General features: G+C 59.0%; 13 protein-coding genes and 1 tRNA gene. 8 read left to right on the forward strand and 6 right to left on the reverse strand.

Annotated features, from left to right (window positions below):
- Nucleotides 1-49: 49 nt before the first annotated feature.
- Nucleotides 50-955: a LysR family transcriptional regulator gene (locus F8N44_RS28590; protein ID WP_150652688.1), complete on the reverse strand. Its 906-nt coding sequence runs from the start codon at nucleotides 953-955 to the stop codon at nucleotides 50-52.
- A 102-nt stretch (nucleotides 956-1,057) separates the two neighbouring features.
- Between F8N44_RS28590 and F8N44_RS28595 the strand changes: the two genes are divergently transcribed.
- Complete coding sequence (locus F8N44_RS28595) at nucleotides 1,058-2,230, forward strand: aspartate aminotransferase family protein (RefSeq protein ID WP_150652689.1); 1,173 nt, start codon at nucleotides 1,058-1,060, stop codon at nucleotides 2,228-2,230.
- Nucleotides 2,231-2,352: 122 nt separating this feature from the next.
- On the opposite strand, the gene F8N44_RS28600 is transcribed toward F8N44_RS28595, so the two are convergent.
- The 3 genes from F8N44_RS28600 to F8N44_RS28610 form a co-directional block, all read right to left on the reverse strand.
- Nucleotides 2,353-4,272 carry an alkaline phosphatase D family protein gene (locus F8N44_RS28600; protein WP_150652690.1) on the reverse strand — a complete coding sequence of 640 codons (1,920 nt, stop codon included), beginning with the start codon at nucleotides 4,270-4,272 and terminating at the stop codon, nucleotides 2,353-2,355.
- 71 nt (nucleotides 4,273-4,343) lie between these two features.
- On the reverse strand, nucleotides 4,344-5,081 hold the full coding sequence (locus F8N44_RS28605) for a hypothetical protein (RefSeq protein WP_150652691.1): 738 nt from the start codon (nucleotides 5,079-5,081) through the stop codon (nucleotides 4,344-4,346).
- A gap of 115 nt (nucleotides 5,082-5,196) precedes the next feature.
- Nucleotides 5,197-5,556 (reverse strand): hypothetical protein, encoded by a 360-nt coding sequence (locus F8N44_RS28610; RefSeq protein ID WP_122599176.1) that lies wholly within the window; start codon nucleotides 5,554-5,556, stop codon nucleotides 5,197-5,199.
- 124 nt (nucleotides 5,557-5,680) lie between these two features.
- Between F8N44_RS28610 and F8N44_RS28615 the strand changes: the two genes are divergently transcribed.
- A complete protein-coding gene (locus tag F8N44_RS28615; protein ID WP_150652692.1) occupies nucleotides 5,681-6,427 on the forward strand; it encodes a hypothetical protein in 747 nt (248 codons plus the stop codon).
- Between the two features lie 44 nt (nucleotides 6,428-6,471).
- Entirely contained in the window at nucleotides 6,472-6,840 is a 369-nt protein-coding gene (locus F8N44_RS28620) for a PH domain-containing protein (protein WP_150652693.1), read from the forward strand.
- Between the two features lie 12 nt (nucleotides 6,841-6,852).
- On the opposite strand, the gene F8N44_RS28625 is transcribed toward F8N44_RS28620, so the two are convergent.
- A complete protein-coding gene (locus tag F8N44_RS28625) occupies nucleotides 6,853-7,182 on the reverse strand; it encodes a hypothetical protein (RefSeq protein WP_150652694.1) in 330 nt (109 codons plus the stop codon).
- A 92-nt stretch (nucleotides 7,183-7,274) separates the two neighbouring features.
- Nucleotides 7,275-7,359 (reverse strand) — tRNA-Leu (locus tag F8N44_RS28630).
- A 107-nt stretch (nucleotides 7,360-7,466) separates the two neighbouring features.
- On the opposite strand from F8N44_RS28630, the gene queA reads away from it, so the two are divergent.
- The 5 genes from queA to secF all read left to right on the forward strand — a co-directional run bounded on the left by queA (nucleotide 7,467) and on the right by secF (nucleotide 12,900).
- Complete coding sequence (gene queA / locus F8N44_RS28635) at nucleotides 7,467-8,531, forward strand: tRNA preQ1(34) S-adenosylmethionine ribosyltransferase-isomerase QueA (protein WP_150652695.1); 1,065 nt, start codon at nucleotides 7,467-7,469, stop codon at nucleotides 8,529-8,531.
- A gap of 14 nt (nucleotides 8,532-8,545) precedes the next feature.
- Nucleotides 8,546-9,661, forward strand: a complete 1,116-nt coding sequence (gene tgt, locus F8N44_RS28640; RefSeq protein WP_162130185.1) for a tRNA guanosine(34) transglycosylase Tgt — start codon at nucleotides 8,546-8,548, stop codon at nucleotides 9,659-9,661.
- A 43-nt stretch (nucleotides 9,662-9,704) separates the two neighbouring features.
- On the forward strand, nucleotides 9,705-10,043 hold the full coding sequence (yajC, locus tag F8N44_RS28645; protein WP_007916913.1) for a preprotein translocase subunit YajC: 339 nt from the start codon (nucleotides 9,705-9,707) through the stop codon (nucleotides 10,041-10,043).
- Nucleotides 10,044-10,107: 64 nt separating this feature from the next.
- Nucleotides 10,108-11,976, forward strand: a complete 1,869-nt coding sequence (secD, locus tag F8N44_RS28650; protein WP_077574432.1) for a protein translocase subunit SecD — start codon at nucleotides 10,108-10,110, stop codon at nucleotides 11,974-11,976.
- Nucleotides 11,977-11,985: 9 nt separating this feature from the next.
- The gene (gene secF / locus F8N44_RS28655; protein ID WP_007916909.1) at nucleotides 11,986-12,900 is read left to right on the forward strand and encodes a protein translocase subunit SecF; all 915 of its coding nucleotides are present in this window, start codon (nucleotides 11,986-11,988) and stop codon (nucleotides 12,898-12,900) included.
- Nucleotides 12,901-12,919: the final 19 nt, after the last annotated feature.

Consider the following 12,919-nt stretch of genomic DNA (forward strand, 5'->3'; position numbering starts at 1 on the left):
GTTCGGGTCCTTGTCAGCGATTCTTCATGGGTGGCAGATGCAGGCGACGTCAGGATTTCCCCCACCGCTGCATGACAAACTCTACGAAACGACGCAGTTTCGGCAAGCGATAGCGATCCGGCGCGTAGAGCAGATGCATCGGTCGGCTGGGGGGCTGGAAATCGGCGATCACTTTCACCAGTCGGCCTTCGCGCAGGTCTTGCTCCACCAGCGCATCCGGCAGCATCACGATGCCCATGCCGTTGCGTGCAGCCTGATGCAGCCCGGCGGAGCTGTTGATCAGCATAGGCCCGCTGACGTCGACCATGATTTCCCCGTCGGGGCCGCTGAGGCGCCAGCGCTTTTCTACTGATTGCCAGTCATCGCCGGCGGGATAGGCAAACGACAGGCAATCGTGATGCTGCAAGTCTTCCGGCGTTTTCGGCATGCCGCGCCGCGCGACGTATTGCGGCGAGGCGCACGCGGTCAGGGTGTAATCGATCAAGGGCCGGGCGATCAGGTTGGACTGGTCGAAATTGCCCAGCCGAAACGCCACATCCAGGCCGCTTTCCAGCAGATCGGGACGGCCGTTGGTCAGCACTACATCGAGTTTGACCTGTGGGTACAACAAGGAAAATTCACTGAGCGCCGGGGCCAGCCGTTCGACGCCGAACGTCAGCGGCGCGGTGAGGCGCAGCATGCCCCGGGGTTGATCGAGGGTCTGCTCGGCGAGGCGTTCGGAATCGGCGACCAATCCCAACACTTCCAGACAACGCTGGTAGTAAACGCTGCCGAATTCGGTGAGCCGCTGACGACGGGTCGTGCGTTGCAGCAGTTGCACGCCCAGCCGTTGCTCCAGCGCGCGCAGGTGATTGCCAACCATGGTCGTCGACATATCACACTGCAGCGCGGCCGCCGTCATGCTCCCGGTTTCGACGACTTTGACGTACACGCTCATCGACTGGAACAGGTCCATTATCAAGCTCGGCTTTTAAATGAATGAAGTTTTGCCGAGTTTATCCAGTTTCGCTGGCTAACCATACTGCCAGCACACCGACCTGCACTGGAGTTTGAAGTCATGACCGCCGCCCTGATGAACACCTACCAACCACTGGCCTTGAGCTTCACCAAGGGCCTGGGCACTCGCCTGTGGGATCAGGCCGGTCGCGAGTATCTGGACGCAGTTGCCGGTGTGGCGGTGACCAATGTCGGCCACTCGCACCCGCGGATCGTTTCGGCGATCAGTGAGCAGGCCGGGTTGCTGCTGCACACGTCGAATCTGTACAGCATCGACTGGCAGCAACAACTGGCGAAACGGCTGACCGAGCTGTCGGGGATGGAGCGGGCGTTCTTCAATAACTCGGGGGCCGAAGCCAATGAAACGGCGCTGAAACTCGCGCGTTTGTACGGCTGGCGCAAAGGCATCGAACAGCCGCTGGTGGTGGTCATGGCCAACGCATTCCATGGCCGCACACTCGGCACCTTGTCGGCCAGTGATGGCCCGGCGGTGCGCCTGGGTTTCAATGAGTTGCCGGGGGATTTCGTCAAAGTGCCATTTGGTGATCTCGCCGCGCTGGAGCAGCTGCGGCAAAAGCACGGCGAGCGCATCGTCGCGATTCTGGTCGAGCCGATTCAGGGCGAAAGCGGTGTGCAGATCGCGCCGCCCGGTTACCTGAAAGCCCTGCGCGAACTGTGCAATCGCCATGCGTGGTTATTGATGCTCGATGAGATCCAGACCGGCATTGGCCGCACCGGGCGCTGGTTCGCGTTTCAACATGAAGGCATTGTCCCGGATGTCATGACCCTGGCAAAAGGGCTGGGCAACGGCGTGCCGATCGGCGCGTGCCTGGCGCGGGGCAGGGCGGCGGATCTGTTTACGCCTGGGAGCCATGGCAGCACCTTCGGCGGCAATCCTCTCGCGTGCCGGGTCGGTTGCACGGTGCTGGATATCATCGAAGAACAGGGCCTGCTGGAAAACGCCCGGATTCAGGGGGAACGCCTGTTGACTCGTCTGCGTGCAGAGCTGGCGGACAATCCCAATGTGCTGGCGATTCGTGGGCAGGGCTTGATGATTGGCATCGAACTGAAACAACCGGTGCGTGATCTGACGCTGATCGCGGCGCGGGATCATGGGCTGTTGATCAACGTCACGCGTGGCAAGACGATACGGCTGCTGCCACCGTTGACGATTGATGAGCGTGAGGTGGAGATGATTGTCAGAGGTGTGGGGCGAGCGCTGATTGCGCATTGACGGCTTGTAAGTAGCACTGTGGGAGCGAGCCTGCTCGCGAAGGCGGACTATCGGTCGACATCTCTGCTGGATGATCGACCGCTTTCGCGAGCAGGCTCGCTCCCACATTTTCGGTGTAGACCTTAGTCCGGATAATCCGCCAGATCCGGCGCCAGCATCCGCGTCTTCGCCTTGCCATTCGAATTGTGCTGAATGATCTCGCGCGGCTGCCCCTGCTCATTGAAAAACACCTGACCGATCCCCGCCGAATTCCACAGCCGTTCGCCCGCCTCAGCATGCTCGGGCGTATACGGCACGATGCGCATGCGTCGGCGTTTGGTGAGCCAGTTCAGCGGGGAGCGTGGCGAGTAGAGCCAGCGGTTGAGGCGGTCGAACCATTCCAGCAGGCTTTTCGGAAACTCGTTCTTGATCCCGCTGCTGGTGATCTGCCAGATCCGCGGCCCGGCCTTGCGGTGTCGGATAAGTACTTCGTAGACGAAGGAATAATGCACATCGCCGGACAGCACCACGTAGTTACCCGGTGTGCGCGAGTGGCGGAAAATATTCAGGATCACCTGCGCGGCGCCGCGATGGGCCATCCAGTTTTCCGCGTCGACCAGTAGCGGGTAGCCGCACCAACTGAAGACTTTTTGCACCGTTTCGATCAGCTTCACGCCGAAGATCGGCGCCGGGGAAACGATGATCGCTGACGGGTGATCGAGCAGTTCCTGTTGCAGTTCGCTCAGCGCCTCCCAATCGAGCAGGCCCGACGGTTGCTTGAGCGCCATCTCACTGCGCCAGCGTCGGGTGCGCGTGTCGATGACTACCAGCGCGGGACTGGTTGGCAGTACGAAATGCCATTGCTGAAAGCGCAGCAGCTCATCGATCAAATCGTCCTGCACCGGGCTGTCGAGATACTGATCATCACCGCTGGCGCTCAGCCCCAGGGTTTTCTCCAAGACATCCTTGAAGGCATCGGGATTATTGCCCCAGCCCTGACACAACATATAGGCGATCAGCGCATTGCCGATGATGCGTTTGGAGAACGGATGGCCGTAGGCGGTTTCCTCCCATTGCGCAGACAGGTTCCAGTCATCGGTGATGTCGTGATCATCGAAAATCATCAGGCTGGGCAGATGCGCCAGCGCGCGGGCGACCTTGTCCAATCCAGCCTTGAACGCGTCGATGCGAGTCTGTTCGAGGCTGTAGCGCTTGAGGCGTTCGGGCGTCAGTTCGGGCGCTTGCGGATTGATCAGCGACCAGGCGGTCGGCGACCACACCAGCAGATACATCGCCATGACTTCGGCAAAGGTCACCAGGTGATTGTCAGCACTGCTGCTGGTGAAAATCGGCTTACGCGCACCGCCGAAAAATCGCTCGCGCAATGTCTCGTTGCTCTCCAGCGCTGGTAACAAATCCGCACGGTGGTAGTAACTGGCCGGGTGTTCATAAAGCTTCGCGCTGTCGCTGACCACGGCGCCTTCGAGGTGTTCGTCGAACAGGCCGAGTCGTTCGATCAAGGCATGAATCGCCCGCAACATCGGGCCGGCCACGTCGTCGGCGTAGACCTGATCGCCGCTCATCATTAACAGGGCGGGGCGTTGTTGCGGATCGTTTTCCGTCGCCAGCAATTGGTCGACGCAAAGCAAACCATCCGTCGCCGGGTGATGCGGCTTGCGGCAAGAGCCGTGCAGCAGTTGATCGATCCGCGAGCGCAGGACGAAGTTCGGACTGGTTGCATCGCCGTACAGCAGATGCGCTGCCCAGTCGGCGATGCCCTCTGCATTATCGATCAGCAGGTCATAGTCGATACACGTATCGCAGGGCAGTGCGTTATCGAGAGCAACATCGATGAGATGGACAAACGCCTGACGACCTACGGGAATGACCGTGCATTTCCCGGCATCGAGAGGAATGTCTCCTACACCTTGCAGGCGCAACGTCAGCGCCAGTGGCCGCGTACCGACCAGCCACATGACCACGCGCGTTGGCTCCAGCCGTCGCAGCAGCGGGCCGGCCAGGACAGGAGGCAGCGGGATCAGGTCAGCGGGTGTCGAAGACATCGAGGGCAAAGCTCAAGGCGCACAGGCCGGCGATGATAGCGCAGGCGGCGCCTTGAACCCTTAAATAAGCCTTAAGAGTCGGCTTTTTGCACTTTCAGCGCCAACAAGCGCCATTGCGCAGGTAGCGCGTCCACTCGCGGCTGCTCTTGCACGGAGCAATCGAAACGGTAGGTGACATCGTCGCCGTTCATGTTGCGTGCGGTGACGGTGTTGTTGAAGGTGTAGACCTGATCCTTGAAGCGGTGGCTGACCAGCGCCTTGCTGTCAGCAAAGCGCGCTGAAGCGGGGAAGCGCAACGTGCTGGTCACAAACGGGCTGCACATGACATACGCGATCATCGACTTGTCGGCCTGGGCGTCGCCACGCAATTTCTTGTTCAGCGCTGCCAGGGCCATGCGCCCCTGATAGTCGCTTTGATCCAGCACGGTCTGTAACCCGATTGATTTCGGCGCCCGGCTGGCGTAGTTCGGCAACAGTGCGGAGTCGGCGGGAGACGGCTTGTCATCCGGCTCGATGGCAGCAAAAGCCGGCGCATCCTTCAGTTCGGCAGCGGGTGTGACTGCCTCGGCTTCAGGCAATAGAGAGGTCGGCTCGATGACTTGCGCGTTTTCAGCCTGCGCCGGTTCATAGTCATGCGACGAAGGAAACAACGACAACGTGATCGACAGCACCACCATCGCGACAATGAAACCACCCGCTGCGCCGACGATGTTGCCGTAGAAAATATTCCAGCTGCCACGGTTCTTGACCACCCAGCGCCACATGAATCCCCAAACCGCGACAAATACCAGAAAACGCAGAAACTCCATTTGATCCTTTCCTTAAACCTTCCAAACCCGAAATCAACGCGCGCCCAAGGTGAACGCTGACGATGGGCGGCAAGATAACAAAACAGACGTGTAATGCCAGTGACGATAGCGGCGCTCAGTGAAAATTAAGCGCGAAAAACGCCAGTGTCGTCACGCCAGCAGCCAGCCCACAGATACCGGCGAAAAGTTGCCGGGCCAATGGATGCTCTGGCTGAGGACGCCTGACCAGCCACATCCAGACACCCGCCAGCACACCGAACGTGGTGATTATTTGCAACACGCTACTGGCCAGGTTCTCCGGCGAAGGAGAAACGTGCGCCGGGAACAGGCCTGAACAGACCACCGAAAAAATCATCGCTACGATAAAGCCGCTGGCGGCACCCGCCAGGTTGGCAAGGATCAGGTTCCAGGCACCACGGGTCTGCACGACCCAAGCCCAAACGGCTGCCCAGACGAAAAAGTACAACACGGCCATCAAGGTGTTTCTCCCTCTGAAAATCGATTCCATCGAGGCGCTGGCGACCTCGTTACTGGCAGTGGACGGCAAGATAGCAAAATAGTAGCGTCGCGCCACTGCCCATCTCCGTAACGGACTACCCATGCCAGTCAGTACCCATTCTTTGCGCCTGCTCTGCGCAATCACCCTCGCCGCTGCAATGACCCCGGCATTCGCCGCCGTGCAAGAGCATCCGGAAAACAGCTGGAAATATTACGCCGGCAACTGCCAGCGCGTGCTGGAGAAATTGGCCGACGTGCAGAGCGGTCGCACCACGGCCTACGACGTGATGTTTGCATTGGAAAGCAACCTGCAGACCATGAATGAACAGCGCTCGAACCTGACGCCCAATCACCTCGGCTCCCGAGAGTTTGCACAATGCGAAAACGTAGCGGGCCAGGCTGAAGCGATGATCGCCCAAGGCAAAGCCGAGTTCGCCGCAAAAATGCAAGGTGCTGCAGAGGAAGGCCGCATCGCCCACCAGAACTCCCCCGCCTACCAACGCGCCCGCTCCCTCGGCTACAGCGACGTCGGCGACATCTCCTTCCTGAAACTGCACGAAGACACCGACGGCGAAGCACGCCTGAAAACCATGTTGATCACCGTCGACGAAATCTGCGGCCAATACTTCCGCGCCACGCAATACGTGAAGCCTTATGTGATCTATACGGTTCGGCCTTCTGACGGCGGTTGTGGCGAAGTGAAGCGCGTTGCGGTGGTCGGTGGCCGATCAGTGGAGAAGGGTGATTACATTGATGAGAAGGGCGAGTTTCAGTATCTGGGCTGGAAAAAACTTGTCGGAGCCGATGGCTTCCCAACCGATATCCGCGTGCTGAAAGCCCGTCGTTGAAACTAAGAATACCGGGATGTTTTCTTGAAGATGAGGATGGACAGATGATCGACTTCAACAACAAAGGCTTCTTCAAACTCAAGCAGAACGATGAATACGCCGAACGCGTAAGCGCGCTGCTGCTAGACGGCGAAGAAGTGATCGACTCTTACAAGGCCATGCGTGACGGCGTGGTGTTTACCAACAAGCGCATCATCGCAGTCAACGTTCAGGGCATTACCGGCAGCAAGAAGGATTTCACTTCCTTGCCGTACAAGAACATCGTCGCCTACTCCGTGGAAACCTCGGGCACGTTCGATCTGGATTCGGAGCTGGAGATTTACTTCTCGTCACTGGGGAAGGTGAAGTTTGAATTCACCGGGAAGACTTCGATGGTGGAGATTTCCAAGTACATTTCGCAACATCTGTTGTAACGGCGCTGCCGATCACAAGATGTCTTTCAAGTAACCCTTGAGCGCAAGGAGCGGCTGATCCAGCTGCTCCAGCGAACGCGCCTCGCTGAAATCAGCAGACAACTTGTGCAACTCGCGCCCCAGCGGTTTCTCGACACCGCCCAAGGCGTCCATCGCCAAGCCCAGGCATTCATTCATCTTGAACTGAATGGTCTCGACATCCCCGCGTCGCACCAATAGTTCGAAAATGTCTTTCTGGTAATCACCCATGACCATGTCGTCCCGCAGAATCGGGCTCAGGCCTTCTTCCTCGTAAGCGAGCTTGAGGGAGAAAAGGGCGACTGTTTCCAGTGACGTTTCCATGGGGTGACCTTTGTGGGATCTCGCCGGACGGCCAGCGGCACTTTCCGGCAGACGAAAAAAAAGGCCTTGCTAAGCAAGACCTTTCTTAATTTTGGTGCCCCGAGGGAGACTCGAACTCCCACTCCTTTCGAAAACGGATTTTGAATCCGCCGCGTCTACCAATTCCGCCATCAGGGCTCAATGGCGGCGAAGTATAGAGATGAGATTACCGTCGGTCAATCAGGTACATAGAGAATTTTCGATATTTCCGCTAGACTTTCCGGCCCTGCTAGACGAACCCCATCATGCGCGTTGCTGACTTTACTTTCGAGCTCCCTGATTCGCTGATCGCCCGCCACCCTTTGGCCGAGCGTCGCGGTAGTCGCCTGCTGACCCTTGACGGGCCGAGCGGCGCCCTCGCACACCGTCAATTCACTGATTTGCTTGAGCATTTGCGCCCGGGCGATTTGATGGTGTTCAACAATACCCGGGTGATTCCGGCGCGGCTGTTCGGGCAGAAAGCGTCCGGCGGCAAGCTGGAAATCCTCGTTGAGCGGGTGCTCGATACGCACCGCGTGCTGGCCCATGTGCGTTCCAGCAAGTCGCCGAAGCCGGGTTCGAAGATTCTTATCGACGGTGGTGGCGAAGCCGAAATGCTTGCGCGTCATGATGCGTTGTTCGAACTGGGCTTCGCTGAAGAAGTGTTGCCGCTGCTCGATCGCGTCGGGCACATGCCGTTGCCTCCTTATATAGACCGCCCGGACGAAGGCTCGGATCGCGAGCGTTATCAGACCGTGTACGCCGAGAAACTCGGTGCGGTGGCGGCGCCGACCGCCGGGCTGCATTTCGATCAGTCGCTGATGGAAGCAATTGCGGCCAAGGGCGTCGAGACCACTTTCGTTACGTTGCACGTGGGCGCGGGGACGTTCCAGCCAGTGCGCGTCGAGAAGCTTGAAGATCACCACATGCACACCGAGTGGCTGGAAGTCGGCCAGGACGTGGTCGATGCGGTCGCGGCGTGCCGTGCGCGTGGTGGTCGGGTGATTGCGGTGGGTACCACCAGCGTGCGTTCGCTGGAAAGTGCCGCGCGTGATGGCGTGCTCAAACCGTTCAGTGGCGACACCGATATCTTTATTTACCCGGGCCGGCCTTTCCATGTGGTCGACGCCCTGGTGACCAATTTCCATTTGCCGGAATCGACGCTGTTGATGCTGGTTTCGGCATTTGCCGGTTATCCCGAGACCATGGCGGCCTACAAGGCTGCCGTCGACAACGGTTACCGCTTTTTCAGCTACGGTGATGCGATGTTCATCACCCGTAATCCCGCACCGACTGCCCCTGAACAAACAGGCCCAGAGGAAACAGAATGAGTCGCGAATGTCGCATGTCCTTTGAACTTCTGGCCACCGATGGCAAGGCCCGGCGTGGTCGCCTGACCTTCCCGCGTGGCACCGTCGAGACCCCGGCGTTCATGCCGGTGGGCACTTACGGCACGGTCAAGGGCATGTTGCCGCGTGACATCGTTGCCACCGGCGCAGAAATCATTCTCGGTAACACCTTCCACCTGTGGCTGCGTCCTGGCACCCAAGTGATCAAGGAGCACGGCGACCTGCACGATTTCATGCAGTGGAAAGGCCCGATCCTCACCGACTCCGGTGGCTTCCAGGTGTTCAGCCTCGGCGCGATGCGCAAGATCAAGGAGGAGGGCGTGACCTTCGCTTCCCCGGTCGACGGCGCCAAAGTATTCATGGGCCCGGAAGAGTCGATGCAGGTGCAGCGCGATCTCGGCTCCGACATCGTGATGATTTTCGACGAATGCACGCCGTACCCGGCTGACGAAGACGTCGCGCGCGTATCGATGGAGTTGTCGCTGCGCTGGGCTCAGCGTTCGAAAAATGCCCACGGTGACAACACCGCAGCGTTGTTCGGCATCGTTCAGGGCGGCATGCACCAGGATCTGCGCATGCGTTCGCTCGAAGGCCTCGACAAAATCGGCTTCGATGGCCTGGCCATTGGCGGTCTGTCGGTGGGCGAGCCGAAGCACGAGATGATCAAAGTGCTGGATTATCTGCCGGGCATGATGCCGGCTGACAAACCTCGTTACCTTATGGGCGTTGGCAAACCGGAAGATCTGGTTGAGGGTGTGCGCCGCGGTGTGGACATGTTCGATTGCGTGATGCCAACCCGTAATGCCCGCAATGGGCATCTGTTCATTGATACCGGCGTGCTGAAGATCCGTAACGCGTTCCATCGCCATGATGAATCGCCGCTGGATCCGACCTGCGATTGCTATACCTGCCAGAACTTCTCCCGCGCTTATCTGCATCACCTGGACAAGTGCGGCGAAATGCTGGGAAGCATGCTCAATACCATCCATAACTTGCGCCATTATCAGGTGCTGATGGCTGGTTTGCGCGAGGCTATTCAACAGGGTACATTGGCCGCCTTTGTCGATGCCTTCTACGCCAAACGCGGGCTCCCCGTTCCGCCTTTGGACTGAGTTTTCTGACCCCAAGATTCAACATTTGCAACTGGAGTGCTAAATGAGCTTTTTTATCTCTAACGCCATGGCTGACGCGGCTGCACCGGCTGCTGCCGGCCCAATGGGCGGCGGTTTCGAGTGGATTTTCCTGGTCGGCTTCCTGGTCATCTTCTACCTGATGATCTGGCGTCCACAGGCCAAGCGCGCCAAAGAGCAGAAGAACCTGCTGAGCAGCCTGCAGAAAGGCGACGAAGTTGTGACCACTGGCGGCATCGCTGGCAAGATCACCAAAGTGGCTGATGACTTCGTGGTTCTGGAAGTTTCCGACACCGTGGAAATGAAGTTCCAGAAAGGCGCCATCGCCGCCACGCTGCCAAAAGGCACGCTGAAAGCGATCTGAAGCAACAACTTCTACTCAATCGACGGGGCGCGCAAGGCGCCCCGCGTTCATAACGGGCGGCGTGATGCTGAACAAATATCCTCTGTGGAAATACATTCTGATCCTGGCGGTGCTGGCGATCGGTCTGATTTATTCCGCTCCGAATCTATACCCCGATGACCCGGCCATTCAGGTCAGCGGTGCAAGCACTGCGCTGCAAGTCAATCAGGCTGATCTGGATCGTGTGAGCACTGCGCTCAAGGAGTCCGGGATCAACGTCAAGGCCGCCACGCTGGCAGCCAACGGCAAGGGCGGTCTGATCCGTCTGAGCAAGGCTGAAGACCAGCTGCCGGCCAAAGACGTTGTGCGCAAGGCGTTGGGTGATGACTACGTCGTCGCGCTGAACCTGGCACAGACCACCCCGCAATGGCTGCGCAATCTGGGCGCGCACCCGATGAAGCTGGGTCTGGACTTGTCCGGTGGTGTGCACTTCCTGCTGGAAGTGGACATGGACAAAGCCCTCGATGCACGCCTGAAAGTCTACGAAGGCGACGTCAAGAGCCTGCTGCGCAAAGAGAAGCTGCGCTATCGCAGTCTGCCGCAACTGGGCGGTGCCATTCAGTTGGGCTTCAGCGATGAAGATTCCCGCGAGCAGGCCCGTGCACTGATCCGCAAGAACTTCAACGATTTCGACATTGTTCCGGCCGACCTCAACGGTCAACCGGTGCTGCGTCTGGCGATGACCCCGGCGAAGCTGGCGGAAATCCGTGAATACTCCATCAAGCAGAACTTGACCACGGTACGTAACCGCGTCAACGAGCTGGGTGTTGCCGAACCGATCGTTCAGCGTCAGGGCGCCAACCGCATTGTGGTTGAGCTGCCGGGCGTGCAGGACACTGCCGAAGCCAAGCGTATTCTCGGCAAGACAGCCAACCTTGAGTTCCGTCTGGCTGCTGAGCCGGGTGCTTCGAAAGCCACCTCCGAAACCTTCGAGTTCCGTGAAGGCAATCGTCCGCCAGCACAGATCGAGCGTGGTCTGATCATCACCGGTGACCAGGTCACTGACGCCAAGGCCGGTTTCGGCGAGCACGGCACCCCGGAAGTGAACATCCGTCTGGATGGTCACGGTGGTGAGCTGATGAGCCGCGCTACTCGTTCGAACGTCGGTCGCAGCATGGCGGTGATCTTCATCGAACAGCGTCCGATCACCACTTACACCAAGCAAGTGGTCGATGGCGTCGAGAAAGACGTGGCGGTGCAAACGTTCAAAGAAGAGAAGAAGATCATCAGCCTGGCGACCATTCAGTCGCCGCTGGGTGCTCAGTTCCGCATCACTGGCCTGAACGGTCAGGGCGAATCGTCTGAACTGGCGCTGCTGCTGCGTGCCGGTGGTCTTGCTGCACCGATGTACTTCGCTGAAGAGCGCACCATCGGCCCGAGCCTGGGTGCTGACAACATCACCAAAGGTATCGACGCGTCGCTGTGGGGCATGCTGTTCGTGTCGCTGTTCATCATCGCCATCTACCGCTTCTTCGGCATCATCGCCACCGTCGCACTGGCGGTGAACATGGTGCTGCTGCTGGCCCTGATGTCGCTGCTGGGTGCAACGCTGACCCTGCCGGGTATCGCCGGTATCGTGCTGACCATGGGTATGGCGGTCGACGCCAACGTGCTGATCTTCTCGCGGATTCGTGAAGAGATCGCCGCCGGCATGACCGTGCAGCGTGCAATCAACGAAGGCTTCGGCCGGGCATTCACCGCGATTCTCGACGCCAACCTGACTACCTTGTTGGTCGGCGGGATTCTCTTTGCCATGGGCACCGGCCCGGTCAAAGGTTTCGCAGTGACCATGTCCCTCGGGATCTTTACCTCGATGTTCACGGCCATCATGGTGACCCGCGCAATGGTCAACCTGATCTTTGGCGGACGTGACTTCAAGAAGTTGTGGATTTAAGGGGCTGCCATGTTACGTACAATCAACTTCATGGGCGTTCGCAACTTCGCGTTCGGCGTCACAGTATTCCTCACCTTGCTGGCTATGTTCAGTGTCGCTACCAAGGGCATGAACTGGGGGCTGGACTTCACCGGCGGTACGCTCATCGAGCTGACCTACGAGCGTCCGGCCGACGTTACCAAGGTGCGTGAGCAGCTGGCGACGTCGGGTTACCACGAAGCCATCGTGCAGAGCTTCGGTGCTACTACCGATCTGCTGGTGCGCATGCCAGGTGAAGACCCGCAACTGGGCCATCAGGTGGCGGAAGCGCTGTTGAAGGTCGGCGGCGACAACCCGGCGACGGTCAAGCGTGTCGAGTTCGTCGGCCCGCAGGTCGGTGAAGAGCTGCGCGACCAGGGCGGCCTCGGCATGCTGCTGGCGCTCGGCGGTATCCTGATCTACCTGGCTTTCCGCTTTCAGTGGAAGTTCGCGGTCGGCGCCATTGTTTCGCTGATTCACGACGTGATCGTAACCATCGGTATCCTGTCGTACTTCCAGATCACTTTCGATCTGACCGTGCTGGCGGCGGTGCTGGCGATCATCGGTTACTCGCTGAACGACACCATCGTGGTATTCGACCGGGTTCGTGAGAACTTCCGTGTCCTGCGCAAGGCAACGCTGATCGAGAACATCAACATCTCGACCACGCAAACCCTGCTGCGCACCATGGCGACGTCGATCTCCACCTTGCTGGCGATCGCGGCACTGCTGTTCTTCGGCGGTGACAACCTGTTCGGCTTCTCGATCGCGCTGTTTATCGGTGTTCTGGCGGGTACCTACTCGTCGATCTACATCGCTAACGTGGTGCTGATCTGGCTGAACCTGACTACCGAGGATCTGATTCCTCCGGCCAACACCGAGAAGGAAGTCGACGACCGTCCATAACGGCCATCGTTTTCCCGGC

The organism is Pseudomonas fluorescens, from assembly GCF_902497745.1.
GTDB lineage: Bacteria > Pseudomonadota > Gammaproteobacteria > Pseudomonadales > Pseudomonadaceae > Aquipseudomonas > Aquipseudomonas fluorescens_BM.

Excerpts from the sequence above, each read along its gene's own strand:
- tgt (WP_162130185.1), top strand. The coding sequence starts at position 8,546 with ATGTCCTTTGAACTTCTGGCCACCGATGGCAAGGCCCGGCGTGGTCGC.
- F8N44_RS28625 (WP_150652694.1), bottom strand. The coding sequence starts at position 7,182 with ATGGAAACGTCACTGGAAACAGTCGCCCTTTTCTCCCTCAAGCTCGCT.
- secF (WP_007916909.1), top strand. The coding sequence starts at position 11,986 with ATGTTACGTACAATCAACTTCATGGGCGTTCGCAACTTCGCGTTCGGC.
- queA (WP_150652695.1), top strand. The coding sequence starts at position 7,467 with ATGCGCGTTGCTGACTTTACTTTCGAGCTCCCTGATTCGCTGATCGCC.
- F8N44_RS28620 (WP_150652693.1), top strand. The coding sequence starts at position 6,472 with ATGATCGACTTCAACAACAAAGGCTTCTTCAAACTCAAGCAGAACGAT.
- F8N44_RS28605 (WP_150652691.1), bottom strand. The coding sequence starts at position 5,081 with ATGGAGTTTCTGCGTTTTCTGGTATTTGTCGCGGTTTGGGGATTCATG.
- F8N44_RS28595 (WP_150652689.1), top strand. The coding sequence starts at position 1,058 with ATGACCGCCGCCCTGATGAACACCTACCAACCACTGGCCTTGAGCTTC.
- secD (WP_077574432.1), top strand. The coding sequence starts at position 10,108 with ATGCTGAACAAATATCCTCTGTGGAAATACATTCTGATCCTGGCGGTG.
- F8N44_RS28615 (WP_150652692.1), top strand. The coding sequence starts at position 5,681 with ATGCCAGTCAGTACCCATTCTTTGCGCCTGCTCTGCGCAATCACCCTC.
- yajC (WP_007916913.1), top strand. The coding sequence starts at position 9,705 with ATGAGCTTTTTTATCTCTAACGCCATGGCTGACGCGGCTGCACCGGCT.
- F8N44_RS28600 (WP_150652690.1), bottom strand. The coding sequence starts at position 4,272 with ATGTCTTCGACACCCGCTGACCTGATCCCGCTGCCTCCTGTCCTGGCC.
- F8N44_RS28590 (WP_150652688.1), bottom strand. The coding sequence starts at position 955 with ATGGACCTGTTCCAGTCGATGAGCGTGTACGTCAAAGTCGTCGAAACC.
- F8N44_RS28610 (WP_122599176.1), bottom strand. The coding sequence starts at position 5,556 with ATGGCCGTGTTGTACTTTTTCGTCTGGGCAGCCGTTTGGGCTTGGGTC.